28 protein-coding genes are annotated in these 26,070 nt (G+C 43.3%); 17 read left to right on the top strand and 11 right to left on the bottom strand.

Annotated elements, in window-relative coordinates:
• The first annotated feature begins 112 nt into the window (after nt 1-112).
• The 5 genes from radC (at nt 113) to mutM (ending at nt 2,748) form a co-directional block, all read left to right on the top strand.
• Nucleotides 113-787 carry a RadC family protein gene (radC, locus tag K5620_RS21090; protein WP_221075328.1) on the top strand — a complete coding sequence of 225 codons (675 nt, stop codon included), beginning with the start codon at nt 113-115 and terminating at the stop codon, nt 785-787.
• A gap of 133 nt (nt 788-920) precedes the next feature.
• On the top strand, nt 921-1,157 hold the full coding sequence (gene rpmB, locus K5620_RS21085) for a 50S ribosomal protein L28 (RefSeq protein ID WP_016400150.1): 237 nt from the start codon (nt 921-923) through the stop codon (nt 1,155-1,157).
• Nucleotides 1,158-1,180: 23 nt separating this feature from the next.
• Entirely contained in the window at nt 1,181-1,336 is a 156-nt protein-coding gene (gene rpmG / locus K5620_RS21080) for a 50S ribosomal protein L33 (RefSeq protein WP_285762680.1), read from the top strand.
• A 139-nt stretch (nt 1,337-1,475) separates the two neighbouring features.
• Nucleotides 1,476-1,943: a hypothetical protein gene (locus K5620_RS21075; protein WP_016400148.1), complete on the top strand. Its 468-nt coding sequence runs from the start codon at nt 1,476-1,478 to the stop codon at nt 1,941-1,943.
• The gene (gene mutM, locus K5620_RS21070) at nt 1,936-2,748 is read left to right on the top strand and encodes a bifunctional DNA-formamidopyrimidine glycosylase/DNA-(apurinic or apyrimidinic site) lyase (protein WP_016400147.1); all 813 of its coding nucleotides are present in this window, start codon (nt 1,936-1,938) and stop codon (nt 2,746-2,748) included. Before K5620_RS21075 ends, mutM begins: the two co-directional genes overlap by 8 nt.
• A 5-nt stretch (nt 2,749-2,753) precedes the next feature.
• On the opposite strand, the gene coaD is transcribed toward mutM, so the two are convergent.
• Complete coding sequence (gene coaD / locus K5620_RS21065) at nt 2,754-3,236, bottom strand: pantetheine-phosphate adenylyltransferase (protein ID WP_016400146.1); 483 nt, start codon at nt 3,234-3,236, stop codon at nt 2,754-2,756.
• Nucleotides 3,237-3,441: 205 nt separating this feature from the next.
• Between coaD and K5620_RS21060 the strand changes: the two genes are divergently transcribed.
• Nucleotides 3,442-4,485, top strand: a complete 1,044-nt coding sequence (locus K5620_RS21060; RefSeq protein WP_040306744.1) for a glycosyltransferase family 9 protein — start codon at nt 3,442-3,444, stop codon at nt 4,483-4,485.
• Nucleotides 4,486-4,489: 4 nt separating this feature from the next.
• Complete coding sequence (locus K5620_RS21055) at nt 4,490-5,560, top strand: glycosyltransferase family 9 protein (RefSeq protein WP_016400144.1); 1,071 nt, start codon at nt 4,490-4,492, stop codon at nt 5,558-5,560.
• 2 nt (nt 5,561-5,562) lie between these two features.
• Here K5620_RS21055 and K5620_RS21050 read toward each other — a convergent pair whose 3' ends face one another.
• Both K5620_RS21050 and K5620_RS21045 read right to left on the bottom strand, forming a co-directional pair.
• Nucleotides 5,563-6,348, bottom strand: coding sequence for a glycosyltransferase family 2 protein (locus K5620_RS21050; RefSeq protein ID WP_016400143.1), 786 nt, complete (start codon nt 6,346-6,348; stop codon nt 5,563-5,565).
• Nucleotides 6,345-7,394 (bottom strand): glycosyltransferase family 9 protein, encoded by a 1,050-nt coding sequence (locus tag K5620_RS21045; RefSeq protein ID WP_016400142.1) that lies wholly within the window; start codon nt 7,392-7,394, stop codon nt 6,345-6,347. Before K5620_RS21045 ends, K5620_RS21050 begins: the two co-directional genes overlap by 4 nt.
• 89 nt (nt 7,395-7,483) lie before the next feature.
• Between K5620_RS21045 and K5620_RS21040 the strand changes: the two genes are divergently transcribed.
• Nucleotides 7,484-8,203 carry a 3-deoxy-D-manno-octulosonic acid kinase gene (locus K5620_RS21040; RefSeq protein WP_016400141.1) on the top strand — a complete coding sequence of 240 codons (720 nt, stop codon included), beginning with the start codon at nt 7,484-7,486 and terminating at the stop codon, nt 8,201-8,203.
• On the opposite strand, the gene waaA is transcribed toward K5620_RS21040, so the two are convergent.
• Genes waaA through rfaD form a run of 6 tightly spaced genes read right to left on the bottom strand, consistent with a single transcriptional unit; the run spans nt 8,200 to nt 14,221 of the window.
• The gene (waaA, locus tag K5620_RS21035; protein ID WP_016400140.1) at nt 8,200-9,450 is read right to left on the bottom strand and encodes a lipid IV(A) 3-deoxy-D-manno-octulosonic acid transferase; all 1,251 of its coding nucleotides are present in this window, start codon (nt 9,448-9,450) and stop codon (nt 8,200-8,202) included. The two genes, K5620_RS21040 and waaA, sit on opposite strands and share 4 nt — an antisense overlap.
• 6 nt (nt 9,451-9,456) lie before the next feature.
• Nucleotides 9,457-10,791: a hypothetical protein gene (locus K5620_RS21030; RefSeq protein ID WP_016400139.1), complete on the bottom strand. Its 1,335-nt coding sequence runs from the start codon at nt 10,789-10,791 to the stop codon at nt 9,457-9,459.
• 20 nt (nt 10,792-10,811) lie between these two features.
• Nucleotides 10,812-11,213 carry a GtrA family protein gene (locus tag K5620_RS21025; protein ID WP_016400138.1) on the bottom strand — a complete coding sequence of 134 codons (402 nt, stop codon included), beginning with the start codon at nt 11,211-11,213 and terminating at the stop codon, nt 10,812-10,814.
• A gap of 2 nt (nt 11,214-11,215) precedes the next feature.
• On the bottom strand, nt 11,216-12,148 hold the full coding sequence (locus K5620_RS21020) for a glycosyltransferase family 2 protein (protein ID WP_084681691.1): 933 nt from the start codon (nt 12,146-12,148) through the stop codon (nt 11,216-11,218).
• A 36-nt stretch (nt 12,149-12,184) separates the two neighbouring features.
• Nucleotides 12,185-13,216, bottom strand: coding sequence for a lipopolysaccharide heptosyltransferase II (waaF, locus tag K5620_RS21015; protein WP_016400136.1), 1,032 nt, complete (start codon nt 13,214-13,216; stop codon nt 12,185-12,187).
• Between the two features lie 48 nt (nt 13,217-13,264).
• Nucleotides 13,265-14,221, bottom strand: a complete 957-nt coding sequence (gene rfaD, locus K5620_RS21010) for an ADP-glyceromanno-heptose 6-epimerase (RefSeq protein ID WP_016400135.1) — start codon at nt 14,219-14,221, stop codon at nt 13,265-13,267.
• A 156-nt stretch (nt 14,222-14,377) separates the two neighbouring features.
• Here rfaD and K5620_RS21005 point away from each other — a divergent pair, with 156 nt between their 5' ends.
• The 6 genes from K5620_RS21005 to K5620_RS20980 all read left to right on the top strand — a co-directional run bounded on the left by K5620_RS21005 (nt 14,378) and on the right by K5620_RS20980 (nt 20,770).
• A complete protein-coding gene (locus tag K5620_RS21005; RefSeq protein ID WP_016400134.1) occupies nt 14,378-15,022 on the top strand; it encodes a TetR/AcrR family transcriptional regulator in 645 nt (214 codons plus the stop codon).
• 82 nt (nt 15,023-15,104) lie between these two features.
• A complete protein-coding gene (locus tag K5620_RS21000; protein ID WP_016400133.1) occupies nt 15,105-16,298 on the top strand; it encodes a glycine C-acetyltransferase in 1,194 nt (397 codons plus the stop codon).
• Nucleotides 16,299-16,300: 2 nt separating this feature from the next.
• Nucleotides 16,301-17,326 (top strand): L-threonine 3-dehydrogenase, encoded by a 1,026-nt coding sequence (gene tdh / locus K5620_RS20995; protein WP_215426329.1) that lies wholly within the window; start codon nt 16,301-16,303, stop codon nt 17,324-17,326.
• 188 nt (nt 17,327-17,514) lie between these two features.
• On the top strand, nt 17,515-18,933 hold the full coding sequence (locus K5620_RS20990) for a capsule assembly Wzi family protein (protein ID WP_016400131.1): 1,419 nt from the start codon (nt 17,515-17,517) through the stop codon (nt 18,931-18,933).
• Complete coding sequence (locus tag K5620_RS20985; RefSeq protein ID WP_016400130.1) at nt 18,914-19,462, top strand: hypothetical protein; 549 nt, start codon at nt 18,914-18,916, stop codon at nt 19,460-19,462. Before K5620_RS20990 ends, K5620_RS20985 begins: the two co-directional genes overlap by 20 nt.
• Before the next feature lie 132 nt (nt 19,463-19,594).
• Nucleotides 19,595-20,770 carry a CDP-glycerol glycerophosphotransferase family protein gene (locus K5620_RS20980; RefSeq protein WP_016400129.1) on the top strand — a complete coding sequence of 392 codons (1,176 nt, stop codon included), beginning with the start codon at nt 19,595-19,597 and terminating at the stop codon, nt 20,768-20,770.
• Between the two features lie 15 nt (nt 20,771-20,785).
• Here the strand turns inward: K5620_RS20980 and K5620_RS20975 are convergent, their stop codons facing one another.
• A complete protein-coding gene (locus tag K5620_RS20975; protein ID WP_016400128.1) occupies nt 20,786-21,214 on the bottom strand; it encodes an FAD synthase family protein in 429 nt (142 codons plus the stop codon).
• Between the two features lie 125 nt (nt 21,215-21,339).
• Here K5620_RS20975 and K5620_RS20970 point away from each other — a divergent pair, with 125 nt between their 5' ends.
• The 3 genes from K5620_RS20970 to K5620_RS20960 are packed head-to-tail and all read left to right on the top strand — an operon-like array spanning nt 21,340 to nt 24,275.
• Nucleotides 21,340-22,422, top strand: coding sequence for a glycosyltransferase family 9 protein (locus K5620_RS20970; RefSeq protein ID WP_016400127.1), 1,083 nt, complete (start codon nt 21,340-21,342; stop codon nt 22,420-22,422).
• A gap of 14 nt (nt 22,423-22,436) precedes the next feature.
• A complete protein-coding gene (locus tag K5620_RS20965) occupies nt 22,437-23,210 on the top strand; it encodes a glycosyltransferase family 25 protein (RefSeq protein ID WP_221077429.1) in 774 nt (257 codons plus the stop codon).
• A gap of 42 nt (nt 23,211-23,252) precedes the next feature.
• A complete protein-coding gene (locus K5620_RS20960; protein ID WP_016400125.1) occupies nt 23,253-24,275 on the top strand; it encodes a glycosyltransferase family 9 protein in 1,023 nt (340 codons plus the stop codon).
• Between the two features lie 3 nt (nt 24,276-24,278).
• On the opposite strand, the gene K5620_RS20955 is transcribed toward K5620_RS20960, so the two are convergent.
• Complete coding sequence (locus K5620_RS20955) at nt 24,279-26,066, bottom strand: bifunctional glycosyltransferase family 4 protein/polysaccharide deacetylase (protein ID WP_016400124.1); 1,788 nt, start codon at nt 26,064-26,066, stop codon at nt 24,279-24,281.
• Nucleotides 26,067-26,070 lie beyond the last annotated feature (4 nt).

The raw sequence follows: 26,070 nt of genomic DNA, 5'->3' as shown, positions 1-26,070 counted from the left end.
TCTCAGTTTGATATCGGCAAGCCTATCACAAAACTTAAGATCTCCGCATACACAAGCCAGCAGTTTCGACTACGCTTGTTTTTATTGATTCATTCATTATTTATTAGAATGCATGGCAATTTGTGATTGGCCGGCCGAACAACGGCCAAGAGAAAAGTTATTAAATAGTGGTGCCCAAAGTTTAAGTGATGCTGAGTTACTGGCGATTTTTTTGCGAGTAGGATGTGCCGGACTAGATGCAGTGAGTTTAGCTCAGCATTTACTCGCTCAGTTTGGCTCTTTGCGAGCGGTATTAGCTGCCGATCATCAGCAGTTTTGCGCAGAAAAAGGTTTGGGTAGTGCAAAATTTGCACAATTGCATGCTTCGATAGAAATGAGTCGACGTTATTTGCTGGCCGATATTAGTGAAAATAGTGTGTTAGATAGCGCCGAATCGGCAAAAAACTACCTTTCTATGGAATTATCTCACCAACAACGTGAAGTATTTGCAATATTGCTATTGGATAATCAGCATCGAGTGGTACAATTCGCGCCGCTATTTTTCGGAACGATTGATGCCGCCAGTGTTTACCCACGGGTGGTGGTACAGCGAGTATTAGAAAAAAATGCTGCTGCAGTAATATTTGCCCATAATCACCCCTCGGGTGTGGCAGAGCCAAGTTTGGCTGATAAGCAAATTACTACCAAATTAATCAAGGCCTTAGCACTGATTGATGTGCGAGTTTTAGACCATGTTGTAGTCGGCTGTGGAGAGACTGTGTCTTTCGCCGAGCGCGGTTGGATCTGATCTTTGTTCAATTTTTAGTTGATCTAGGGTTCTATTTCCTGTATAAAATGCGGCCTTTCTGTCGTCCCGGGCGACGGCCTAACGGGGCATGAACAGATGCTCGAGCAGAAGTACATATTTGGAGAAGACTGACATGTCTAGAGTATGCCAAGTTACTGGTAAGAAACCAGCTGTTGGTAACAACGTATCACACGCAAAAAACCGCACTCGTCGTCGTTTTTTGCCTAACCTTCAATCTCACCGTTTTTGGGTTGAGACTGAGAAACGTTTTGTTAAATTACGCGTATCAACTAAAGGTATGCGCATCATCGACAAAAAAGGTATCGACGCTGTTTTAGCTGAGATGCGTGGTCGTGGTGAGAAGGTATAAGGAACTAAGAAATGGCTAAAGGTATTCGCGAAAAAATTCGTTTGAACTCATCAGCTGGCACTGGTCACTTCTACACCACTGATAAGAACAAACGTAACATGCCTGAAAAAATGGAGATCAAAAAATTTGATCCTGTTGTTCGTAAGCACGTTATGTACAAAGAAGGCAAAATCAAATAGATTTTGGCTTTAATGAATCAAGAAGCTCAGCTTAGGCTGGGCTTTTTTTTGCCTGTTTTTTAGTGGCTACAACAACCTAGTGCCCTTTACTCACCAAAGACTTCCCGCTTATGATGCTCCTAATTAAAGGAGAATCTCGATGAAAATGAGCCGCAGAGGCTGGAATAACATCATCATATTTGCTGTTGCCTCGATGATTTTGATTTTCAAATACGTAGAAATGAATGAGCAAACCGCCCCAAGTGAGCAAGCAGCTGTTGGTCAGCTATTGCCGCAAGGAGCCACCATTTTACGAATTGAATTGCCTGAAGTAGTAATAGAGCGGGTTGGCACTCAATGGCGCAGTGAACCGCCTCTAGAGCGTTCGGTAGCTGTTATTGATGCATGGTTACATATTCAACTAGAACCTTGGCAGGATGCTTTAGGTGGCGCAGCAACTAGCCGTAGCATAATGGTTTACCTAGCCAACTCAGCCGTGCCGCTTGAACTAACCTTATTTAGCTTGGGCGAGCAGCATTGGCTTACCAACTGGCAAGGCCAGCTTTTGTCTGTGGATAGCGACAGCTACCATGCTCTTTTCCCAACGATGAGTTCACCCGATGCCTGAGTTACCAGAGGTAGAAACCAGCTGCCGTGGAATTAGCCCGCATATTGAAAAGCAAGTAATTAGCGAAATAGTGGTTCGCCAGCCTAAATTACGTTGGCCAGTGCCAGAGCTCATCCAATGCTGTGTGGGTTTAGTTATTTTGTCGGTAACGCGGCGGGCAAAATATTTGCTGCTGGAAACAGAGGCTGGCCACATCATAATTCACTTGGGCATGTCGGGTAGTTTGCGAATTGTTGAGCAAGGCCTAGCAGCCGAAAAACATGACCATGTAGATATAGTACTGGCAAATAGAAAAGTGCTTAGGCTTAACGATCCTCGTCGTTTTGGCTGTGTCTTGTTTAGTCAGCTACCCATTGAGCAACATAATTTGTTGATTAATTTGGGGCCAGAGCCCTTACATGATGAGTTCTCAGCTAAGTATTTAATTGAGCAAGCCAGCAAGCGCAGTGTGGCGATTAAGCAATTTATTATGGATAACAAAGTGGTAGTGGGCGTAGGTAATATCTACGCCAACGAGGCTTTGTTTAGAACGGGCATCCACCCTAAACGTGCCGCTAACAAAGTGAGCAAAGTGCGCCTAGAGCTGCTTAGCGACAACATTAAACAAGTGTTGGCAGAAGCCATAGAACAAGGCGGCACTAGCCTCAAAGATTTTACCAATGCCGATGGCAAGCCTGGCTACTTTAAACAAACCTTAGCGGTATATGGTAGAGAAGGCGAAGCTTGCGATACTTGCGGGGAGCTGATTAAGGCTTTACGTATTGGCCAGCGCAATACCTTCTTTTGCCCACATTGTCAGCGCTAGCTTTTTTATTTAGCGAGTTTTTCACTAACGGCTTTAGCAACGTGCGGCGCAACAAAGCGTTCTATTTCGCCGCCATGTTTGGCCACTTCTTTAATCAGGGTGGAGGAAATAAAACTCACCCCCTCGCCTGGTGTAAGAAATACGCTTTCTAAGTTGGGATCCAGTTGGCGGTTCATGTCGGCCAGCTGCATCTCATACTCAAAGTCTGAGCCAGTGCGCAGGCCGCGCAACAATACGTTGGCATTTTGTTGTTTGGCTAAATCTACCAATAAGCCGGTAAAACCAATCACTTCTATATTGGTATTGGCACTAATCGTTTGCTCCAGCAACTTAACCCTTTCTTCTAAGCTAAACAGAGGTTGTTTACTGGGGCTGGCGGCAACCGCCACAATTACTGTGTCAAACATACGCGCCGCGCGTTGGATTAAATCGCTATGGCCGTTGGTCACTGGATCAAAGGTGCCAGGATAAATTACCCGAGTTGTCATGAAGCTATGCCAAAAATTAATGTTAGCTGGATTATAACCCCAAGCTTTCAGAAGATGCAGGTATTCACGCTAAATCCTGTTAAAACGCTCGGGAAAATAAATACTTGAGCTGCTTGAGCTAACTAGCTCACAGGCTTGGGGAAAATTCTTGAGCCCGAGTGCAAGATTGGTCACAATGCGCAGGCTTAATGATTGGGACAAACACATGCAAAAACTGTTGGTAGTGCGAAACGATAAAATTGGCGACTTTATGCTGGCGTGGCCTAGCTTTGCGCTGATAAAAGCTTCATTACCTAATTGTGAAATAAGCGCTTTGGTGCCTAGCTACACAGCTCCTCTCGCAGAGCTTTGCCCTTGGATTGACAAGGTGATTATTGATTGCGGAGCGGATGGTGATGCTGGCGAGCAAGCTGCATTACTTAACGAGGTGAAGCAACAGCACTTTGATGGTTATTTGTGCTTGTTCTCGACCATGCGTAACGCTTGGTTAGGTGTACGGGCCGGTATTAAATTACGCTGTGCACCCGCCACTAAGCTTGCTCAGTTTTTGTATAATCACCGTGTAAAGCAACGCCGCTCTCAATCTCGAAAACCTGAATTTGAATACAACTTAGAACTTACTCGCGCTTTTTTAACTAAGTTGCAAGTCAAACCGATAGAGCCTACTGCTCCGTATTTGCAGTTTAGCGCTGAGCAAATTGCTAAACGTAAGCAGGTAGAGTTTGCCGAATTGGATGCTAAATCTTTAGCAATGGTACATATTGGCAGCGGTGGCTCGGCAAATAACTTAAGCATTGAGCAGTATTTTAGTTTGATTGATTGTCTGGCTAAACTTAAGCCCGAGTTACACTTTGTGATTACTGCAGGGCCTGGCGAGTTAATCGCTGCCCAAGAGTTGGTGAATCAGTTAGATACTGCAGAGGTGTCTAGTCAGCTATATTATTCAGAAGAGGGCTTAAAAACCTTTTGTGAAGTATTGGCCTGTGCTGAAGTGTTTATTGCTGGTTCAACCGGGCCGCTGCATATTGCTGGGGCTTTAGATGTGCCAACTGTTGGCTTTTTCCCTAGTCGTCGCAGTGCAACACCTTTGCGTTGGCAGCCTCTTAATAGCCAAGGCCGACATATTTCTTTCTCACCGCCGGCAGGTGAGCTTACTCAAGAAGATATGAGTTTGATTAATGTGAGTGACTCAGCGGTTAAAATTAATTTGTGGTGGCAAAAGCTGCAAACAAAACAAGTAGCAGAATAAAACGATGAGCGTAATAAAAAAGATAAGAACGGCGCTGCGACAGTTTGATGCGAAGCGTCGCAATAATTCGGTGGCTCTAGAGGCTGCATTTTTAAAGCTAATTGGCGGCCGTAAAGGGCGCCAGCAGCAAATGCTTGAGCCGCAAGAGGTGAACCGAGTACTCATTGTGCGAAATAACAAGCGCATTGGTAACATGTTTTTCCTACTGCCTTACGTAAACAAAGTGATAGAAATGTATCCCGATGCGGAAGTGGAGCTATTACTTACCGATCCTTGGCAAGGCCAAGTTTTCGAGAATTTAGGCTTAAGTAAAATTCATTATTCGCAATTTGGTTTAAAAACTATTTCAGGTTTTTTCGCTACTATGCGCCAATTGCGTAAACAAGTTTATGATGTGGTGTTAATACCTTACAGCGGTTCGAGCGATCGCATAGTTACAGCATTAGTGACGGCCAAAAATGTTTATGGGTACGATGATAAAGTTAACGGTGCCGTTTGCAGCCATACCTTCAAGCAAACGCGCCGCTATAAACACTATGCTTTAGGTTGTATGGAGCTTCTAGAGCAATTACATCAGGTGGAGCCTAGTGATTATTATGCTCGTTTGGTGTTAAGTGAGTTTGAACAACAGCACGCTCGTAACGAGCTAAATGGGTTGATAGGCCATAATAATAAACCCTGCCTAGCTTATTTTAGAGGTGCTCGGGGAGCCAAAGTCATTGCTGATAAAGATTGGCAGATCTTGTTAGACAAGTTCAAAAAGCATTATGGTGGAGAGTTAAACGTTATTGAAATTCTGAGCCCTGATGTTGCCAAGCCATTAGCAGACGCGGAGTTCACATACTCAAATAGTGATTTGCGAAAGCTTGCTGCGTTTTTGCAGCAAGTACCCTTGTTTTTCTGTGGTGACACCGGCCCCTTGCACTTAGCAAGCTCTGCTGGCGCTTATTGTGTAGGTTTGTTTACCGTGACCAATGTGGCGCAATATGGCTGCTTAGGAGAACATGCGGTCAACGTGACCGATCTAGCGGCTATAGATGCAGCTAAATTGTTGGAAGAACTTAAACTTCAGTAAGTTTACTTTTTGTAATGGCTGTCGTTTTCTCGTGCCCATAAATCGGCGTACTTAACAAAGGTTGAATGCGCCGACAGTATTGCAATTAAAAAGCCCGCCTTACCATCTAAAAAGCCTCGCTTGAGCAAATACATTTTTGCAAAGCAACCTATAGCGTGTGTTATGCCTTGCCCCAATGTTGCGCGTTTGCCTTTGGCCTCTCGTTGATCGGCCCAAGCTTTGGCATAACCAGCCGATTTTACTAAATAATGATGTATTGAGTCATAAGTGTAATGCAGTAAGTCGCCAGATAGATGTTTAACGTTACTTTTTTCTGGAATAACGAGTTTTTCGTGCACTAAAGCATCGTTGTATCGGGTTAGTTGAGTAGGATGAAGCCGTAATACTTTATCGGGATACCAGCCGCTATGAGACAAAAATCGGCCAAATACCCAGGAGCGTCGGGCGACACTGTAGATGGTTTTGTTATCGCTCTTTATAGCCTTTTGTATCGAACTTGCCAACTCAGGTGTGACCCGCTCATCGGCATCTATCCAGAAACACCAATCAGTACTGATTTTTTGTTGGGCTAGTTGGCGCTGGTTACCAAAACCTTGCCAATCGACATTTTGGTGAAACTCAGCTCCAAGCTGTTCTACAATCTCTTGACTGTTGTCGGTACTGCCAGAGTCAAAGACAATCACTGTGTCTGCCCAGGTTAATGAGTCAATACAGTCTTTAAGGTTTAGCGACTCGTTTTTAGCGATAATGATAGCTGTTACTGTGGCTTGTTGATTCATTTCGCTCATAATTGCTGCTCTGTTTTAATCGTTTCAAACATCTCGATTACGCAATCGAGTGTAATGTGTTGCATGGCATTTGGGTCTTTCACTCTGCTGCGCCAACTAAGCTGAGCTGCGGGTTTGCCTCGTTCTTTTTCAATCAGTGTTTGCCACACGCTCACCACGTAATCTCGATAATGATAAGGACCGGTGCGTAGCGGGTTGTGGTGAGCATACAGTCCTAAAACGGGTGTATTTACCGCTACCGCCATATGAGCTGGGCCAGTATCTGGCGATATTAGCAGATCTGCTTGGGCAATGAGTGCCCAAAGCTGGCTTAAGTTGGTTTTTCCACAAAGGTTGTTCAGTTTACCTTGGCAGGCTTGGTTAATTTGCTCACTTAACGCCACTTCATTGCTAGCCGGGCTGCCGATTAAACTCACTTGGTAGCCCTGTTCGAGCGCGTATTGGGCGATGCCTGCATAACCTTGAAGGGTCCAATTTTTATAGGCCTTGCTAGCCGCTGGGCAGATCACGATATGCTTATCAGAACTGCCTAGCAGTTGTTTTGCGGTATCTTGGTCTGCTTCTGAGAGTGGCACGTGCCAACTTGGGGCTTGAATATCTATTCCCAGTGGCAATAAAAATTGTAGAAAGCCATCTAATACATGGGCCGAATTAGCCGGAGCAATTCTCTCGTTAGTAAATAGCCACTGGCCATCTTTAGCGCGGCTTTTGTCAAAACCAATTTTACGTTTTGCGCGAATGCCGCAACTTAACATGCTGGCGCGCAATGCGGCTTGCATGTGCAGCAATACATCAAATTGCTGGCTTTTAAGCTCACGTTTAATGGCGAGCATGCCTTTTAAGCCATCTTTTTTGTTGTATACAACTAGTTTTATATTGCTATAGGCAGCCAATAACTGTGCTTCAGCTTTGCCACATACCCAGGTGACATCGGCATTTGGGTAACTGTTTTGAAGTTGCTGAACAACAGCCAAAGCATTACAGACGTCGCCGATGGCAGATAGGCGTAAAATACAGACTTTTAAGGTGGTTTGCTGTTTGGTCATTATGGCAAAAGTGGCGGATTTTCTTAAGTATTATGCTTTTTGCAGCTTGCGTTGTAAAATTGCTGAGATTTGTTTCACAAGCGATAACTATGCAGATTGAAAAACAGAAAACCGCTGACGGCTGGCTATTTTATAATCCAGCAGTGTGGCAGCAGGTAAGTGATGCTTATTTTGATCCCCGCCATTGGCAACAAAATAGAGCAGTGGTAGGCCAAGCGATGGGCCGAGGTAAAACCCTGTTTTTTCGTTTTGAACATCGAGAATTTGTATTACGCCATTATCACCGTGGTGGCTTAGTCGCTAAATTGAGCAATGACCGCTATTTGTATTCAAGCCTACAGCGCAGTCGAGTATGGAAAGAGTTCTCGCTGTTGATGAAATTGCAAACCTTGAAGCTTCCTGCACCTGTGCCAATCGCTGGCAGGGTTAAACGCAAAGGTTTGAGCTTCCAGGCTGATTTAATTTTAGAACGCATAAGTGGCGCTAAAGATCTCGCTAAGTTGCTTAGCGAGCGCCGCCTACCCTTAGACCTATGGCAAAAAATCGCCGAAACGATTGCGCAGTTTCATCGGGCTGGGGTTTATCATGCCGACCTCAACTTACGTAACATCATGGTTGATGACCAACAGCAGGTTTGGTTGATTGACTTTGATAATGGCCGTATTTGTCGACCGAGAAAGAAATGGCAGCAAGCTAACCTTGCTCGATTCTACCGCTCTTTAGAAAAAGAACAGGCGAAGCCTGGTTATTGCCATTGGCTAGAGTCTGACTGGCAGTATTTTGTTGCTTGTTATCAACAAGCCCTTTAGTTCAACAGAGCAGCTAGGCTACGCGCTAAAGCGCCTTGGTTCTGCTTTACAATAGACAAGCCAGCGTCCCCCGCTTTGTTGCGCTCTTCAGCATCGCTTAACCACGCTTTCAGCCAATTAGCCAGTTGCTCGGTGTCAGCGCTAAGTTTAAGTGCGCCGCAGGCTTGCAGCTGTTGGCTGATATCTGAGAAGTTAAAGTCATGTTCGCCTGCAACGCAAGGTAAACTTAGCGCAGCTGCTTCTAAGTAATTATGCCCGCCAATGGGCACTAAAGAACCACCGATGAAAGCGGCATCTGAGCATGCATACATCAGCAGCATCTCGCCCATGGTATCGGCTAAATACACTGCATCTTTTACGCTGGGGCTTTGTTGTTGGCTTCGACGAGCGCAATCAAAGCCGCTGTTAGCAATTAATTCGGCTACTTGGTCGAAACGCTCAGGGTGTCGGGGGACCAATATTAGTAAGCTGTCGGGAAGCTGCTTACGAACCTGTTGCATTACCTCAAGCACTTTCTCGTCTTCGCCTTTGTGGGTGCTGGCGGCAATCCATATTAAGCGCTCACCAAATAAACTAGGCCGAAGTTGTTCGGCTTGTTGCTGTATGTTTTTGGTATCGGGTAGATCGTATTTTATGGAACCTGTTACCACCAAGTTGGCTGCTGTAACTCCTAATTGATTAAAGCGCTGAGCATCATCTTGGTGTTGCGCCAATACTTGCCCCAATTGACCATACAAGCGTTGACTAAAGCCTTTAAATCGCAAATAGCGTTGGCAAGAGCGTTGTGACATTCGGGCATTAATAAGCGACACCGCAATGTTTTGGTTTTGACAAAACTGCAGCCAATTTGGCCACAGTTCGGTTTCCATAATCCATAGCTGCTTGGGTTTGTGTAAATGCAGAAACCAGCGAATACAGGGCCATAAATCAAAGGGCGCATAGCGATGAATGACTAAATCCGCCAGTTTTGATTGCGCTTGCTCAGCACCTGTAGCGGTAGTGGTGGTCAGCAAAATATTGCATTGTGGTTGCTGCTGCTTTAATTGAGTAATTAATGGAATGGCCGCCAATACTTCACCAACTGATACAGCATGGAACCATACATCAACCGCTGATACTTTTTTACTCACACCAAAGTGCTCTGGCCAACGCTTGCCTACCGAAGGTTTACCAGCTCTTGGCCAGTACAGTTTGTACATGGCTAAGGGCAAGACCAAAAGTAGCAAGATGTTATAAAAAATACGCATGGTTATTTAGTTACTTTTATTTTCTTCTATTAGGTCTTCTATGCTTAAACCTTGTTTTTCTAGGTAGGCATCAACCTGCTCTTGGTAGCTAATTAGATAAGAGTACTTATTGCTGTCGTGGCTAGCGACGAGGTTTACTACAAGGAAATAAGCTGCAACTATGGTTGTTAACTTTGCTAATTTTTCTGGTCTTTTATTCTGCCAATATTCGGCGTAGTAAAGCACCGGAAGCAAGGCGAAAGCAAAGGCAATGATTAGGTGCCAATAAGAGAAAATAATCGGCGATAACATTGCCGAGATAATAATGCCTAAGAACGCAGAAAACGCGTAATGCATTAGCCATTCAGATGAGGCTAAATTTATTGCTTGTCTGCTTCGCCAATGCGGTTTGACAACCTTCCAAGCTTTTTTGTTAATTACCCAAGCACATATAACGGTAATACCGCCTACCGTAAAGAGTATTGCTTGCCATATATAATCAACAACCATTCTTAGCCACTCTATATCGGTGAGCCAATGAAAATTAGCATCAACAATAATGCGATTGGTAAACAAGAAAGAGCTATAGCGTAGCCAATACAAGGCAGCTTTGAGTACGGGGTAAACATTTACCGCACCCCAGCCAATATATCGTTCGCTATCTTGGCCTTGAATTGAGGAGTTCTGCAATACTTCCATGAAATAGGGGACCAAACTGGCCAATACGGCTAAGCCACCGGCAATTAAACCCCACCAACTTACTTTAATGATACCCCGATAATATAGGTAGGCTGACATCACGGCTAAAATTGGCCATGAGTAATGAATTTGCATGGCTAAGCCAATAGCTACAACATGCAAAAAGCTAGAAATAAAACTGCTTTTTTCTCTCATATTGAATGCTGTCCAGCAATGCAGGGCAGCAAAAAAACATAAATAAGCGGGGTTATAAATGATACTGTCGAATAGGAACCATGGGCTTAGCAGGTATAGTACAGCGAAGCCAATTCTCACTACGGGGCTAAAGCATTGTTTAATAACATGGTCGAAAAGAAAGAATGACATTAAACGAATAAAGGGTAACAACAACATTGGTGACCAAGGAGAGTCCCAAACGAGTAAAGGTAAACCAACCAATAAAGTGGACAATGAACCAGGTACATTGCCCACTACACTGGCTGCATTACCGTAGCTTAACCACGTTCCGTGATAGGCGCCCAAGTAGCCTTTTAATAGCATTTGAGTTTGATCACCGGTGAGGATTTGGTTGCTAGCGTATACGAGTAATAAAGCAACAGAGCTAACAAAAATAGACCAGTAAATTAGTGTGAAATGTTTTTCAATTTGTTGGTTTAAAGACACAATTGAGCTCTGTAGGTTAGTTAAGGTTTATGGATTTCTGCTTGGGAGTATGTCCAGCAGCGATGGATAACAAAGGTAACAAGAGGTAGTAAAACAATCACTACCGCAACTTTAATGATATTCGAAAAATCGTTAAGTAAAGATGATAATAAGATAGATAAGCACAAGGCTGAAGTCTGCACCACAAAAAAGCGCAAGGCATTGTTTAATGAAGGCTGGTTTTGAAATACCCAACAAGTTTGTAATAGGTAGGAGAAAACAAATGCTAAGCTAAAACCAACAAAGTTAGCCAAAGCAAAAGCTTGCGGCCAGTGCTGTAAAACCGCCAAAGCCAAAACAAAGTGAATCGTTGTAGCAATAACCCCAGTAAGACCATATCGCGCGATGCGAAGACTAAATAGCTTAGCTATTAAGTGAGCCATGTTTAGTTGTCTTCTTCGACAATGTAGATAGGTCGGCGTTTTGACTCCATAAATAAACGGCCAATATACTCGCCTAACACACCTAAACCGATTAGTTGTACCCCACCTAAAAATAGCATTATTGTTATTAACGATGCGTAACCAGGGGCATCGATACCAAATAGTAGTGTCTTAATGACAATAGCGCTGCCATAAATAAACGCTAAGGTAGAAATAGCTAAGCCAATGTATAACCAGATTCGCAACGGAGCAGTGCTAAAGCTAGTAATGCCTTCTAGGGCGAAGTTCCACAGCTTCCAGCCATTAAAACTGGTTTCACCCGCGATTCGAGGGTCTCGCTTATATTCTACAGTTTTCGTTTTAAAACCAACCCATGAAAACATACCCTTCATAAAACGTTGGTTTTCGGGCATTTGTTGAATGGCAGACACAACTCTGCGAGTCATTAGCCGGTAATCACCGACATTTTCCGGAATTTTCACATGAGATATTTTATTGTGAAATTTGTAGAACAATTCAGCACTGAGCTTCTTGGCGAAACTGTCACTGGTTCTATCAACACGTTTAGCTACAACAACATCGTAACCATTGTTCCACTCCCGAATGAAGTCATGAATAAGCTCGGGTGGATCTTGTAGATCAACATCAATGGGAACAATCACTTGGCCTTTAGATAAATCTATCCCTGCAGTAAGTGCTGCTTCCTTACCAAAATTGCGGGCAAGATTAATGACTCTTATTCCAGCATATTGTTTTTGCAAATCTTTGAGTGCGGCTAAGGTGTTATCAAGGCTACCGTCGTTTATAAAAATAATTTCGAAACTAAGCTCGGTTTTTTCAAGTTCTGGCAGCATGGTATCGATGAATAAACCCACTGTATCTTGCTCGTTAAAGCAGGGACAAACTATTGATATAACCGGAGGCTTTGTGCTCATAGGGAGTCTCGACAACGTTAAATAAAGTAAGTGTAGTTAAGTCAATAAATCAGCAATAGACGAAATTGCGCGCTCTGGTGCTAGCTCAGTTAAGCATTTTAAGTGGCCGAACTGACAAGTCTTTTTAAAACACGGGCGACAATCGATATCAGTATGCAAGATAGCGGCATTTTCGGTTAGTGGTGGTGTGTATTTTGGTGAAGACGAACCATAAATGGCGATCAACGGTAACTCTAGCGCTGCCGCGATGTGCATTAAACCTGAGTCATTACTTACCGCCAAAGTAGCTAGCGCCATTAAATCGATGGCTTCAGCTAACTTAGTTTTTCCTGCAAGGTTGTGGCAGTATGGTTGCAACTCTTGTGGAACGTGGCTAATGATTTGCGCTCCCACGGTTTGATCTTTATCTGAGCCAAAAATCCATACTTGACCTTTGCGTTCATTAATCCAGTGGGCTGCCACTTGAGCGTAATGTTGCTCTGGCCAGCGCTTTGCTGGGCCAAATTCTGCGCCAGGGCACAAGGCTAATATAGGATGCTGTGTGTCTAACGCTAGCTGAGCCAAAGCCTCTTGCTGATTCGCTTGGTTGGCTTGTAGCTGAGGGTGCAGATAAGTTGGCAGATCAGCTGCTGATTGCATCGACGCTTTAGGGTGAGCCAAGGAAACATAACGCTCCACCATTAATGGGAAGTCGTGTTTGTTGCTGCGCAAATCGTTCAGCAGGCCGTAGCGGCTCTCCCCTTTCCAACCAGTACGTTGCTTAATGCCGGCAAGCCAAGGGATTAATGCTGATTTTAAAGAATTGGGTTGGGTAATAGCCCAATCATAGTGGTTTTGTTTTAGCTCTCGGGCTAACTTCCAACGGGTGGTAAGCTGTAAATCACCGTGGCCTAAGGGCATGCGCAGTGCATTGTCTACTTCGGGCATCCGCTCTAGCATGGGGCGGCACCAATCTGGCGCTAGTACATCCAATTGCGCCTTTGGGTGCAGTTGTTTAAGAGTTTTGTACAAGCTTTGCGACATCACCATGTCGCCTACCCAAGATGGGCCTACCACCAGAATTTTCATTCATAACCTATGTTAAAAAGGGGCCTGTCGCCCCTTGAGTATTTTTTGTTACTTGTTTAGCCAGGCCATGTATTCAGCGACCCCTTGAGCAACATCTTTAAATGGTTCTGCGTAACCGGCTGCGCGCAGCTTGTCGATATTTGCTTGGGTAAAACTTTGATAACGACCTTTTAGGTGATCAGGGAATGGTATGTACTCAATTTCACCTTTTTGGTGATAGTTTATTACCGCTTCAGCCACCGCACGGAAAGGTTCTGCTTGGCCTGTACCTAGGTTGAAAATACCGCTTTGGTCCGGGTTTTTCCAGAACCATAGGTTTACTTTTACCACGTCGCCAACGTAAACAAAATCACGACTTTGTCCGCCATTGCCATAGCCGTCATAACCTTCAAATAATTTAGGGTTTTGCCCGTCATTTACTTGGTTATTTAAGTGGAAAGCTACACTGGCCATGCTGCCTTTGTGTTGCTCGCGAGGACCATATACGTTGAAATAGCGAAAGCCCACAACTTGAGAGTCAATTTCGGGTAACAAACGGCGCACGTAATTATCAAACTGCAGCTTTGAATAACCGTATACATTAAGTGGGCCTTCGTATTGCTTCTCTTCTTTGAAGATCTCTGTGTCACCATAAGTAGCGGCAGATGAGGCATATAAAAACGGAATGCGACGGTCTAAGCAGTAATGCAATAGCTCTTTCGAGTACTCGTAGTTGTTTTCCATCATGTACTTGCCGTCCCACTCAGTGGTGGCAGAGCAAGCGCCTTCATGGAAAATGGCTTCAATTTTTTGGCCGTATTCAGCGCCAATATCTTCGCCAGAAACAATACGGGCTATGAAGTCGTCTTTATCAAGGTAATCAGCGATTTCTAGATCAACCAAATTGACGAATTTGGTACCGTCTTTGAGGTCATCAACCACAATGATGTCATTATGGCCTTGTTCGTTGAGACTTTTTACAATGTTTGCGCCAATAAAGCCCGCGCCACCTGTTACGATAATCATAATACTGCCATTCCAAAAATTGCCGTTAATCTAAGGATTTTATGCTGTGGCGAGGTGAATAGCAATTGTGCTTCCAGTTGAATCTAGTTAATAAAAACTGGATTTTGGCAGCGTTTGCAGGTATCAACGTAATATCATTGAGAACTTTTTAGCCAAATGAAAACTAAAGACAAAATAATTCATACTTCTCTCAAACTCTTCAACGAGCGCGGCGAAAGACAAATCACTACAAATCATATCGCCGCCGAGCTGGGCATTAGTCCTGGGAATCTTTATTACCATTTCAGTAACAAACAAGAAATTATCCGCAGCATTTTCGATTTATACGTGGCTCAGTTAGAAAGCAGCTTTCGTCCTCATGCTGACCAACGTTTAAGCCTAGAACACTTAACGCAGTACTTGGATGCCAGCTTTGAGCTAATGTGGCGATTTCGTTTTATGTACGCCAACTTGTTAGAACTGTTGGCGCGAGATGCTGAACTAGAACAGAAATACCAAGCCTTGCAGCTAGAACTGGCTAATTGGAGCCGAGATATTCTCTTTCAGTTACGCGAGAGTCGCTTTTTAAGTGGTGATGATGCAACAATGGCTGAGTTAGCCGACAGTGTTAAGTTTATTATTGGTGCTTGGATTGGCTACCAAAGTGCTCAACTAAAAGGTGGCGAAATCACCAAACCTCGCTTGTATCAAGGGGTGCTTAAAATCTTGTTTACCTTGCGTCCATACTTTACTGATGAGTCTCAAAACATCTATCAAGATTTGCATCAACATTACGTAAAATGTGCTGAACGCAGTGAATAGTTTTTAATTTAGATTTAAGGCTGTATTTGCCAAATAAAACACTATAATTCAGCTATTATTCTGGATTTAAATAGGGTTTGCCATGACAGCCGCTTTCTCAGCACACATTTCTCAGCTCTTACAACAAGTAAAAGATGACGGTTTATATAAGCATGAGCGAGTAATTAACTCGCAGCAGCAAGCCGCTATCGCTGTAGAACAAGGCCAAGTTGTTAACTTTTGTGCTAACAATTACTTGGGGTTAGCCAATTCTCCTGCTCTTATTGAGGCAGCCAAATCGGGTTTAGATAGCCACGGCTTTGGTGCTGCTTCGGTGCGTTTTATTTGTGGTACTCAAGATATTCACAAACGCTTAGAGCAAGGCTTGAGTGAGTTTCTGGGTATGGAAGATACGATTTTGTATTCTTCTTGCTTTGATGCCAACGCTGGGCTTTTTGAAACCTTATTGGGTCCAGAGGATGCGATTATCTCTGATGCACTAAACCATGCTTCGATTATTGATGGTGTTCGTTTGTGCAAAGCAAAGCGTTTTCGTTATGCCAATAACGACTTAGCAGAGCTGGAGCAATGCTTAAAAGCCGCCGATGAAGCGGGAGTGCGTTTTAAGCTGATTGCCACCGATGGCGTGTTCTCGATGGACGGCGTGATTGCCAACTTGCCAGGAATTTGTGATTTAGCTGATAAGTATGATGCCATGGTGATGGTTGATGATTCTCACGCCGTTGGCTTTGTAGGTGAACATGGCCGTGGCACTCACGAGTATCATCAAGTGATGGAGCGAGTAGACATTATTACCGGCACCTTAGGTAAAGCCATGGGCGGCGCTTCTGGTGGTTTTACTTCAGCCAAAAAAGAAGTGATTGATTGGTTGCGTCAACGTTCGCGTCCTTACCTCTTTTCTAACTCGCTGGCGCCGGCCATTGTTAGTGCGTCTCTTAAAGTATTGGAATTACTCGCTGAAGGAGATGCTCTGCGTAAACACCTGTGGGATAACGTCGAATACTTCAGAACTGAGATGAGCCAAGCGGGCTTTACTTTAGCTGGCGCAGATCATGCCATTATTCCTGTGATGTTAGGTGACGCTAAACTGGCAAGCACCTTTGCCGACAAATTACTTGAACGCGGCATTTACGTGATTGGCTTTTCCTTCCCTGTAGTACCTAAAGGCCAAGCAAGGATCCGTACGCAAATTTCGGCCGCGCATACACGTGAGCAGCTAGAAAATGCCGTTTCAGCCTTTACAGAAGTAGGTAAAGAGTTGGGGGTGATTGAATGAGCATTAAAGCCTTAGCAAAGTTAAAAACAGAGCCTGGAATTTGGATTACCCAGGTTGAGATGCCTGAACTCGGTCACAACGACCTACTCATCAAGATAAACAAAACCGCTATTTGCGGTACCGATGTGCATATTTATAACTGGGATGAGTGGTCACAAAAGACTATTCCAGTGCCAATGGTGATAGGCCATGAATATGCTGGAGAAGTTGTCGATATTGGCCAAGAAGTACGTGGCTTTTCGGTGGGTGATAGAGTTTCTGGCGAAGGGCACATCACCTGTGGCCATTGTCGCAACTGCCGGGGCGGGCGTACTCATTTGTGCCGCAATACTGTTGGAGTTGGCGTAAATCGTACTGGCTGCTTTTCAGAATACTTGGTTATTCCTGCTGTTAACGCTTTTAAACTACCCGACGAGATTAGTGACGACTTAGCTGCTATTTTCGACCCGTTTGGTAACGCAGTGCACAGTGCCTTGTCGTTTGATTTAGTGGGTGAAGATGTTTTGATTACCGGTGCTGGCCCCATTGGGGTGATGGCGGCGGCAATTTGTAAGCACGTTGGTGCGCGCCATGTTGTGGTAACTGATGTAAATGACTACCGCTTGGACCTAGCTCAAAAAATGGGAGCAACTCGGGTAGTTAATGTTGCCAAGCAATCGTTGAAAGATACCATGAACGAACTCAACATGACCGAAGGCTTTGATGTAGGCCTAGAAATGTCCGGTGTGCCCAGCGCTTTTAGTTCTATGTTAGAGCTGATGAATCATGGCGGTAAGGTCGCAATGTTGGGTATTCCCCCTAGCGATATGGGCATTGATTGGAGCCAAGTAATTTTTAAAGGCTTGGTGATTAAAGGAATCTATGGCCGAGAAATGTTTGAAACATGGTATAAAATGGCATCTTTGGTACAATCTGGCCTCGATTTAAGCCCAATAATTACCCATCATTATAGTGTTGACGATTTTCAGCAAGGCTTTGATGCGATGCGCTCAGGACAAAGTGGCAAAGTTATTTTGGATTGGAGCTAAATGCCTAAATGTTTACAAAAGTGACAACTAACTGAACTGTTCCTTAGAGGTAAGTGACAAATATGATATCGACAGTTTGTTGTACTCTTTGCTAAGGTGGTTCAGGCATTAGCTTAGGTAAATATACGGTGTTGCTGTTGTTGTTTTGAAGCGCACTCCACATATAGGTTGTAAAAAGGAATTTCCCTTTGTTTTCAAAAGTTAGTCACTTAAGGCGCTATATTCTGGCGGGATGCCTTGCTTTAATTAGTTTTGGCGGGGTAGCGCAAGTATCCCTGTACCTACCGCTAAATCAAAATCGGATTATAGAATCTGATATAGAAAAACTAATCACTATCACATCAGCACCAGGTATGAAGCGCCCTTACCCAGTTACTCAAGTTAGGCATTATGCGGAGATGATTACTGAGGTTTATCCTGCACTGTATAAGCGTATTGATAGCTATTTAAAGCGTTATGAGCAAAACCTTGCTTTAACCGATGCAAACTTAGAGTTATCTGTAGGTAATGGTGAACAGAGTATCGCCAATGCACGAGGGCAAAAAGTTGAGGACAATATTCAAGGTAGCTTTAGAGGGCACTGGAGAGCAACTGATTGGGCCGCATTGTCCTTAGGCGCTCATTACACCCAAGCTAATCAGCTCAACCCCACTGAAACATTTGTTGCTTTAGGTTTCGATTGGATGCAACTAGATGTAGGGATGCGTGAGCATTGGTATTCCCCTTTTAATGACTCATCGATGTTGATGAGTACACATGCACAAGTATCTCCTTCTATCACTCTTAGTAACTCTAAACCGCTAACATCTTGGCGTTTTCAATATGAAATCTTCTACAGCAAGTTAGAAGAAGTCGATTGTATCAACGTAAAAGGGGAGTGCCGTAAAGACCGTCCTGAGTTGATTAGTTATCAAATTACTGCGATGCCTGTAGATTGGTGGCAGATTGGTTTTAGCCGTAATTTTCAGTATGGCGGTGATGGTGTGAACCGGTCTTTTGGCGATATAGTAGAAGCGCTTTTTTGCCCGACCTGTGTACAGCATAATGAAGCCGGGGAAGACGCTTGGGGTAACCAACAGATGGCTATTCACAGTCGTTTTAATGTCGATGTTGGCCAACCAATGAGCATCTATTTCGAGTATGGCGGCGAAGATATTGCTATTGGGCGAGATAATCGTTTAGGTAATATTACTTTTGGCGCGGGGGTTTACTTACCTTTGCTCACCGAGCAGTCATCTTTACGTCTAGAATGGAATAGCTGGCAATCTCAGTGGTATAACCACTGGATGTATCGAAATGGCTTTACCAATAATGGAAATGTGATGGGGCATTGGGGGGGCGGTAACCGAAAAGATATAAATGAAGCTCCGGGTGCACATGCTTTTTCTTTTCAGTATCAATATACATTAAGTAACCAAGAGCAGTTGTTTTCTACTCTTCGCTTTATCAAGAATGAAGAACACTATTCAGACTATAGCCTTGGTTACGAGTTAGACATGATGTATGGGTTTAAGCTATTTGGTCAAAATGTAACAGCTGGGTTCTTAGCTGGACGTGATACTTCTAAAGATTCTTATGGACGATTGTATGCACAATATCATTTATAAAATTGTACTCGCAGTGCTCTTAAGCGCCACATTCACTGCTAATGCCAAGCCCTTGTCGATAAAAGATACCCAGTTTGTACCGAGCGTACATGTTGGCTTAGGGGTGCATAAAATTGGCGATCACCGAGGTTACGAGAACTTTACTGCGGGTGACTTAGCTGTTGAGTATCACGGTATTCTTTCAGACAAATTTGAGTTAGGATTTGGTGGTGGCTTTGTCGGCGATCTTACTGACTTCGAAGCACAGAACTCTTATTGGTATATTAAAGCCGTTGATGCGCGCTACCGATTTTATGAGCAATTCCACATAGGTGCTTTTGCGGGTGGTTCATACAGTAACCGATTTAATAAAGCTTATGGCATGTTATTAGGTGGGTACATTCGCTACGACTTATCTGACACATGGTCACTCAGCGCTGAATATCGCGAGACTTCAAATGATACCGACAACAACTTAGGTTACCCAGAAGGTGAGTTCAATATTCGAGACTATGACTTGTTGCAGCTGCGTTTGTCGTACAATTTTTAGTTTACTATGTTAGAACGGCTAAACGCTGAGCTTTAGGTCAGTGTTTAGTCTTTAGTTTGTTATAGTTTTCATGTGGTGGGCAACTAAACTTCCTCACTTGAACCGCTCGATTGTTATTCTATAGGATAATGTGTGGCTAATTTAGCTAAAGTTTCAACGGCTACCTTGTTAGCTGAAACTGCGAGAATTGCGTACTTTTTTACCAAACCATTTTTCAAAAAGAAAATTTGGTTGTTATGTGAAACAGAAACTCAGGCTCAAGAAAATGGTTACGAGTTATTTCGTTGGATAAAAAGCAATGCGCCATCTATCGAAGCCTATTATGTGATTCGAGATGATTCGCCTTCTATTAACAAGTTTCAATCGAATGAAGAGTGGCTCGCACTCGACTCGTGGAAGCAGTATTTCTATATGTATCATGCCGAGGCTATTATCTCGACTCATGGCCTTTGGATGATTCCTGATGAGTTAGGCATCTTGAAAAAGCTGACTCGAAAAACCTTAAAAGCTAAGCGAGTGATGCTCAATCATGGGGTTGGGTTTCTAAAAAATGGCAAGCAGTTTTATCACAAGAGCGTATTTCCGCTTAACTCTCAAATTATGGCTTTATCACCGAAGCATAAAGCTATTTTTACTGAAGAATACGGGTATGAAGATAGCGAGGTGGTAATCGCTGGCTATCCTCGCTTTGATGGCATGACTGATTTGAGCGCAGAGGCTAAATGGCCTAATTTGATCGTTTATATGCCAACATTCAGAGATGATGAACAGAATTTAGGCGATGCTTTTCAAGAAACACAACTGTTTAAGCAAACCAAAGCTTTATTACAAAGTGACAGTTTTAAGCAGTACCTAGAAGACAATGATGCCCATATTGCCATCTATCTTCATCAAAACATTCAGCAAAGTTCCAAGTATTTAGACCAATTCTCTTCTGCTCGGATTCATATTCTTAGGCAAGGTCAGTATTCTGTGACTGAGCTGTTAAGGATGGGTAAGTTGTTGATAACTGACTATTCAAGCGTGTTTTTTGACTTTGTTTATATGAATAAGCCGTTTATTTCTTATCAGTTTGATTATGAGAAGTTTATTGGGGCTAGGAAACACAAAGCGTTTATCGATATACGACGTGACCTTCCAGGTTATGTGGCAGATACGCCAGCAGAGTTAGAAGAGAAAATTAGAATGGTGTTTGCTAACCAGTTTGTTCCTCAAGATGATCATCTGTTAAAAATAAAAGAATACTTTAGTTTTCAGGACCAAAAAAACTGTGAACGTGTGTTTAATGCGATTAACCAGCGCGACTAGTCTCGCTGGTTAATCTTAGCTTTGCTCTTTATACATGTTTTCTAATACTTTTCTTAAGATTGAGCTTGATGTGTGCTCTGTATAAGAAAAGTAAACAATTTCCACGCCTATTTCTTTGAAAGAGGTTTCGAGTTTTGTCCACTTCTCGGTGCCTTTCCAATCATCACCAACAAACATTCTATCGAACTTTAAGTTGTTCCACGCTTCCATTTTGTCGTAGTTTACTTGTGGAGCAACTTCATCAACAAACTTAATCGACTCAACGATTTTTAGTCGCTCTTGAAACGGAATAATGGGTTTCTTACCTTTTGCTTGTATCGACAGTTCGTCAGTAGTTACACCAACGATAAGATAGTCACATTCTAGCTTAGCGCGTTGTAATACATTGAGGTGACCAATATGGAACATATCGAACACACCTGTGGTGTAACCAATCTTTTTCATGCTTCACTCTGCTTATTAAAAGAAACTGTTTAAGTTTTTAGTGCTCATTCTGAGGCTTAAGGAGTTCTTGTGCGATATAATACAACGATTAATTAAAGTTTGCGCTATTAGAGAAGGTTAACTACTTGCTTAAGGATAATACGTTTGGCCGTTTACTCAAATGGAGAGAGCGACTCAGCTTTTTCATTGGAAAATGGTTATTTGATAAACCAATAGCGAAATTAGAAGCAGCTCGTTCCATTCAAAGCATTTTGGTAGTGCGAGGTGATGGCAAGATCGGTGATAGCGTTGTGTCATCTTTTCTATATCGAGAGTTAAAGAGCAACAATCAACATTTAAACATCGGCGTGCTTTGCACACCAAACTCTCGGCATTTGTTCGACGCAGATCCGCATATCGATAAGGTTCACTGTTATCCCAAACGTGCTAAGTTGTGGCAGGTCCGTAGCTTGCTCTCTGAATTGCCAAACTATGATGCGGTTGTTTTTTTAGCAGAGGTATTTAAACCCCGAGATTTCTTGATGTTACGTTGCTTAAATGCAAAAGCGAATGTTGGTGTAGCGGATAACGTGGCGCTAATAAATTGTAATATAGCAAGCAAGGTAGCTGGTCAGCATAGCCAGCAATATTTTGTTGAAGCCGCAAAGAGCTTAGGCTTTGCCGTGAATGACTTTAGCTATCATTTTAATCTACCCGACGTAATCGACGAGCAAGTGCTTTCGTTTTTGGGTGACAAACAAGATCGTTTTATAGCGATCAATGCATTTGGTAACACTTCTAAGCGTTCATTTTCGGAAGCAAGGTTGAGGGAAGTTCTGTTAGCGCTTAAGGCTCGCTTCTCTTATCCTATTGTGGCTTTGGCTTCCCCTGTTACTCAACAACTAGTTAGTAGCATTTCTGCTTCCATTGATGGAGTATTTTGTTTAGATGGAACAGAGTCAATCGAACAAAATGCTGCACTCATCAAACATAGTAAGTTGTTTATTAGTGTAGATACAGCCACTGTACACCTCGCACATTGTTTTAAAACCCCGATGGTAGCTATTTACCGTCAAGACCCAGCTAACTTTGCTATGTGGTCACCTAATTATCAGCCTACAAAGGCTATATTTACTCGAGCAGCGAAAACCCGTTCAGAGGAAGTTAGTATCGAGGAGTTTGATCTCGATGAGCTGCTGGATGCAGCGGCTAAGCTTTTGCATAATTAACTCAAGGTTTGTAGATGAAAATATTTGTAATTAGTTTATCCCGCTCTACAGGACGTAGAGATCTAATCACTAGGGAGCTGGCTAAGACGGAGTTGGATTTTGAGTTCTTTGATGCGGTCGATGGCGTTAAAGGAGAGCACCCGCTATTTCAAAAATATGATGAAGCAAGAGCTAAGTGGCAGGGCGGTGCTGGCCTTAATGCTGGTGAGTTAGGTTGCTTTGCTAGTCATTATTTGATGTGGCAAAAGTGCATCGAGCTTGATGAGTCCATATTTGTTTTCGAAGATGATGTGCTTATTCCCGATAATTTTTACGATGTATTTACCCTGCTAGATGAGGTTTTACCACGCTATGAATACATTAAACTGGGCCGAGGTCGATTACGCTCTTTGTGGCCTGTTGGTGAGTTTGTAGAGGAAGAGCCGCTTGGACCTCTGCAGATAGTAAAATATATGCGACAAACTGATTGTGCTCATGCGTATGCGCTTACTCCCTCCGCCGCTAAACGTTTCGTAAAAAATGCCAGCTCTTGGATACATCCGGTGGATGATTACATGGATAAAGAGCAGCTGAGTGAGGTCTTACAATTTGGAGTTGAACCACGCTATGTGTTTCAGCGTGGTGAAGACTCAGATATCAAGCAAACAATAGATGAGAATACGAAGAAAAAAAAGCTGAGCACTATCAAACGTATTCGTCGAGAATATTATAGATATAGAGACAAATATGCCTGCAATTGGATTAACTATTGCTATTGGTTTAAGCATAAAACAGGTTTGTTTAAATAGAGAATTTAAGTCTTAGTTTTTTAGCTAAGTAGCGGAGTATTTTTGAAGAAATATTGGATTGAGCGTGGTGGTTATGCGAAAGCTAGTGCCAAACAACAAATAGCGCGAGTAGATTTTAATAAAGTAGAACGTATCGCTATCATTCGCTATGCCGCTTTAGGCGATTTAATTCTGGTAAGGGCTTTTATTGTTGAAGCGAAGCGCCTTTTTCCAAACGCGAAAATTGTGTTGTCGTTGTTATCTCACTACAAAATTGGCATGCCCGATGATCTTGTTGATGATATCCATGTTGTAGAAACGGCAAGAGAAAAGAAACTGAGCCTATTAAAAACGCGGAAAGATATTCAAGGTTTAGGTCAATTCGATTTTGTTTTTGATCTTTCGTGTACCGCCCGCTCTCGAGCATTTCTAATGTTTGCGCAATGTCGGTTCAAAGTAGGCTTTCCTTATAGTGTTATTGAGCAACGGGTGTTTCATGACTTTTGTGTTCTCCGCAGTGACCTTAGTACAGAGTTAAATTGTTGTATTGACCAGCTCAGAGTCTTTGGTCATAAACCCTTAGCTACTCCTAATTTTGCTTTGGAGGTTAACGAAGTGCCTAGGTTGGGTGCCAAGCAGGCCAAGATAGGTTGGTTTGTGGGTGCGTCTACGGTAAAAAAACAGTTTGACCGTGCAACCTGTCTCTCGTCAATTAAACTGGTTAATCAGCGTTACCCAGATGCCGAGATCATTTTTTATGAGGGTGTCGGTAAAGAAGAGAAAGCGGACTTTTTGAGCTCAGAAGGTATTAAAAACCTGCGAGTAGTGGAAGCTGGTTCATTAGAGTCGCTGCGTAAAGAGCTAGTGAACCTTGATGTGCTTGTTTCACCAGATACCGGAGTTAGAAACTTAGCCATTACTACGCACACACCCACTTTGGGTATTTTTATGTGTACGCCTGTCCATCGCTATTGGCCACAGATAAACGGCTTACATCAAGTCGTTTATCAGCTTGATGGAGAACACCCTTCGGCTGAGTTGATAGTAGATGGTTTGATAGACCATCTACAAGAGCTAGCTAAGTAAGCTTCAGTTGTTCTTATTTATGGCTTTTCGGTAGGTATAGTTCCCTCTTATTTTGCGCCATAAGCCAAACTTAGTGGTGCTGGGGAACATTACAATTCGGCGAATTTGCTGTAAATCTTGGTGCAGGCCTATTGGACCGGAATCCGTGGCTACTGTATAAGCATAGCCAGCTTGTTTAGCTAATTGCTTTGTCTGCTGGCTATGATTGCCATAGGGGTAAGCAAAGGTAGTGAGCTCACGTCCTAGCAAGCTCTCTAAGTCTTTTTTGTTTTGCTCTATTTGGTGCTGTTGCTCAGGCTCGCTCAGTTCCGCGAGTTTGGGGTGATTCAGGGTGTGCCCACCAATCTCTACAAATCCACTTCGGTCTATGTCGCGCATAGTTTCTGGGCTCATCAACTCAAAGCGTTGATCTGGTTTTGTGGGGTGGCTTGCGTCCCATTGGTTATGGTCGGTGCCACTTACCGCATAAATTACTGCTTTAAATTGGTATTTTTTGAGTAAGGGTAATAGCAGGTCATAATTGTCTTGGTAGCCATCATCAAAGGTGAGAATGATATAGCGTTTTCCGTGATCGAAGCGATGTTCCAATCCTATTTTAGCTAACTCTTTGAAAGTAATTGGAGTCAATCCCATAGCTTTAATGGTTTGAAAATGCTCTTCTAAGCGCTCTTCAGTAACGTAAGTGCCATACACCCCGTGTTGGCTGTCATCATTTATTACCCGGTGATACATGATGATAGGTATTTCACGCTTTTTGGTGTAAACATAGGCACTTTGGTAAACGTTTAATAGCTTCTTACATACTTCATCTAAATCGTATTCAGCTTTAATATTTGTGACTAATTCGTCGCTAACGCTGGCACTAACTATCGCTCGCTTAAGCTGGTTTGCGACTGATTCATAATCTATATCAAGTTCCGTTTTACCTTCTAAAGCAATATCGCCAAAGTTACTCTCAAGTGCTGTAGGTAGGTTATCCAAGTTGATTAATCCAACAGATTTTGCCTCGCCCACCGCAAACACCGGCTTTTGGCACAACAAGGCTTCCATGGCTACCCGCCCGGCACCAATAACCAAATCCGCTTGGCTAATTGTCGAGCGAATGTTGTCGCTGTATCCACAAAACTCTACTTTGTTTTCAAACTCAGCAAAGCGTGGCTCCACTTTACTACCGCTAATCACCTGTACTTGGTTAGCGTCTAAATCAATGCATTGTTTAAGCAATTGATAAACTAACTCGCCTTTGGGGCCGGTTAAACGCCCGATGATTTGAATAATGGGTTTATCGTTGTTGGCAGCTGGGAGCGGAGAAAATTGTTGGCTATCAACGCCATTGCGAACCACACTTACTTGTTCGCTAGGCACCCCTAAGTCACGAATAATTTGCTGAGCGATGTTTTCACATACTGCGACAGCATGATAACCGAGTGCGTGAAATTTTTTGCGTGAGCGGTGCACTGGTTGGCGACCATGCACACTGGTAACCATTGGCGTGTTAGTTAGCTTACAGGCGATATAAGAAGACCACCCAGAAGCACGGCTATGTGCATGTACCAGTTGAATTTTATATCGAAGAATTAGATAGATAAGATACAATACGTGCCATACTCTGCGAGGAAGACTGCGTTTGTTAAAGCGCAAGCTAAAGTGCTGGCCCTTATGTGGACAATTTAAGGTATCTGATACGTAAAATACTTGATGACCCCGTTGAGTGAGTCGATCGCCAACTTGGGTAGCGTAGACTTCGGCTCCGGTCACTTCGAGTTGTGATAGAGCCATCAAAATATTCATAAAT

Source organism: Agarivorans albus (genome assembly GCF_019670105.1).
Lineage (GTDB): Bacteria > Pseudomonadota > Gammaproteobacteria > Enterobacterales > Celerinatantimonadaceae > Agarivorans > Agarivorans albus.
The sequence above is the reverse complement of the archived record's forward strand: the minus strand, read 5'-3'. Positions and strand labels throughout refer to the sequence as shown.

Excerpts from the sequence above, each read along its gene's own strand:
- waaF (WP_016400136.1), bottom strand. The coding sequence starts at position 13,216 with ATGAAAATTCTGGTGGTAGGCCCATCTTGGGTAGGCGACATGGTGATG.
- mutM (WP_016400147.1), top strand. The coding sequence starts at position 1,936 with ATGCCTGAGTTACCAGAGGTAGAAACCAGCTGCCGTGGAATTAGCCCG.
- rpmB (WP_016400150.1), top strand. The coding sequence starts at position 921 with ATGTCTAGAGTATGCCAAGTTACTGGTAAGAAACCAGCTGTTGGTAAC.
- K5620_RS21055 (WP_016400144.1), top strand. The coding sequence starts at position 4,490 with ATGAGCGTAATAAAAAAGATAAGAACGGCGCTGCGACAGTTTGATGCG.
- K5620_RS20985 (WP_016400130.1), top strand. The coding sequence starts at position 18,914 with ATGCACAATATCATTTATAAAATTGTACTCGCAGTGCTCTTAAGCGCC.
- K5620_RS20975 (WP_016400128.1), bottom strand. The coding sequence starts at position 21,214 with ATGAAAAAGATTGGTTACACCACAGGTGTGTTCGATATGTTCCATATT.
- coaD (WP_016400146.1), bottom strand. The coding sequence starts at position 3,236 with ATGACAACTCGGGTAATTTATCCTGGCACCTTTGATCCAGTGACCAAC.
- radC (WP_221075328.1), top strand. The coding sequence starts at position 113 with ATGGCAATTTGTGATTGGCCGGCCGAACAACGGCCAAGAGAAAAGTTA.
- K5620_RS20965 (WP_221077429.1), top strand. The coding sequence starts at position 22,437 with ATGAAAATATTTGTAATTAGTTTATCCCGCTCTACAGGACGTAGAGAT.
- K5620_RS21050 (WP_016400143.1), bottom strand. The coding sequence starts at position 6,348 with ATGAGCGAAATGAATCAACAAGCCACAGTAACAGCTATCATTATCGCT.
- K5620_RS21000 (WP_016400133.1), top strand. The coding sequence starts at position 15,105 with ATGACAGCCGCTTTCTCAGCACACATTTCTCAGCTCTTACAACAAGTA.
- K5620_RS21060 (WP_040306744.1), top strand. The coding sequence starts at position 3,442 with ATGCAAAAACTGTTGGTAGTGCGAAACGATAAAATTGGCGACTTTATG.
- waaA (WP_016400140.1), bottom strand. The coding sequence starts at position 9,450 with ATGCGTATTTTTTATAACATCTTGCTACTTTTGGTCTTGCCCTTAGCC.
- K5620_RS21025 (WP_016400138.1), bottom strand. The coding sequence starts at position 11,213 with ATGGCTCACTTAATAGCTAAGCTATTTAGTCTTCGCATCGCGCGATAT.
- K5620_RS21075 (WP_016400148.1), top strand. The coding sequence starts at position 1,476 with ATGAAAATGAGCCGCAGAGGCTGGAATAACATCATCATATTTGCTGTT.
- K5620_RS21020 (WP_084681691.1), bottom strand. The coding sequence starts at position 12,148 with ATGAGCACAAAGCCTCCGGTTATATCAATAGTTTGTCCCTGCTTTAAC.
- K5620_RS21005 (WP_016400134.1), top strand. The coding sequence starts at position 14,378 with ATGAAAACTAAAGACAAAATAATTCATACTTCTCTCAAACTCTTCAAC.
- K5620_RS20955 (WP_016400124.1), bottom strand. The coding sequence starts at position 26,066 with ATGAATATTTTGATGGCTCTATCACAACTCGAAGTGACCGGAGCCGAA.
- rfaD (WP_016400135.1), bottom strand. The coding sequence starts at position 14,221 with ATGATTATCGTAACAGGTGGCGCGGGCTTTATTGGCGCAAACATTGTA.
- K5620_RS21045 (WP_016400142.1), bottom strand. The coding sequence starts at position 7,394 with ATGACCAAACAGCAAACCACCTTAAAAGTCTGTATTTTACGCCTATCT.
- K5620_RS21040 (WP_016400141.1), top strand. The coding sequence starts at position 7,484 with ATGCAGATTGAAAAACAGAAAACCGCTGACGGCTGGCTATTTTATAAT.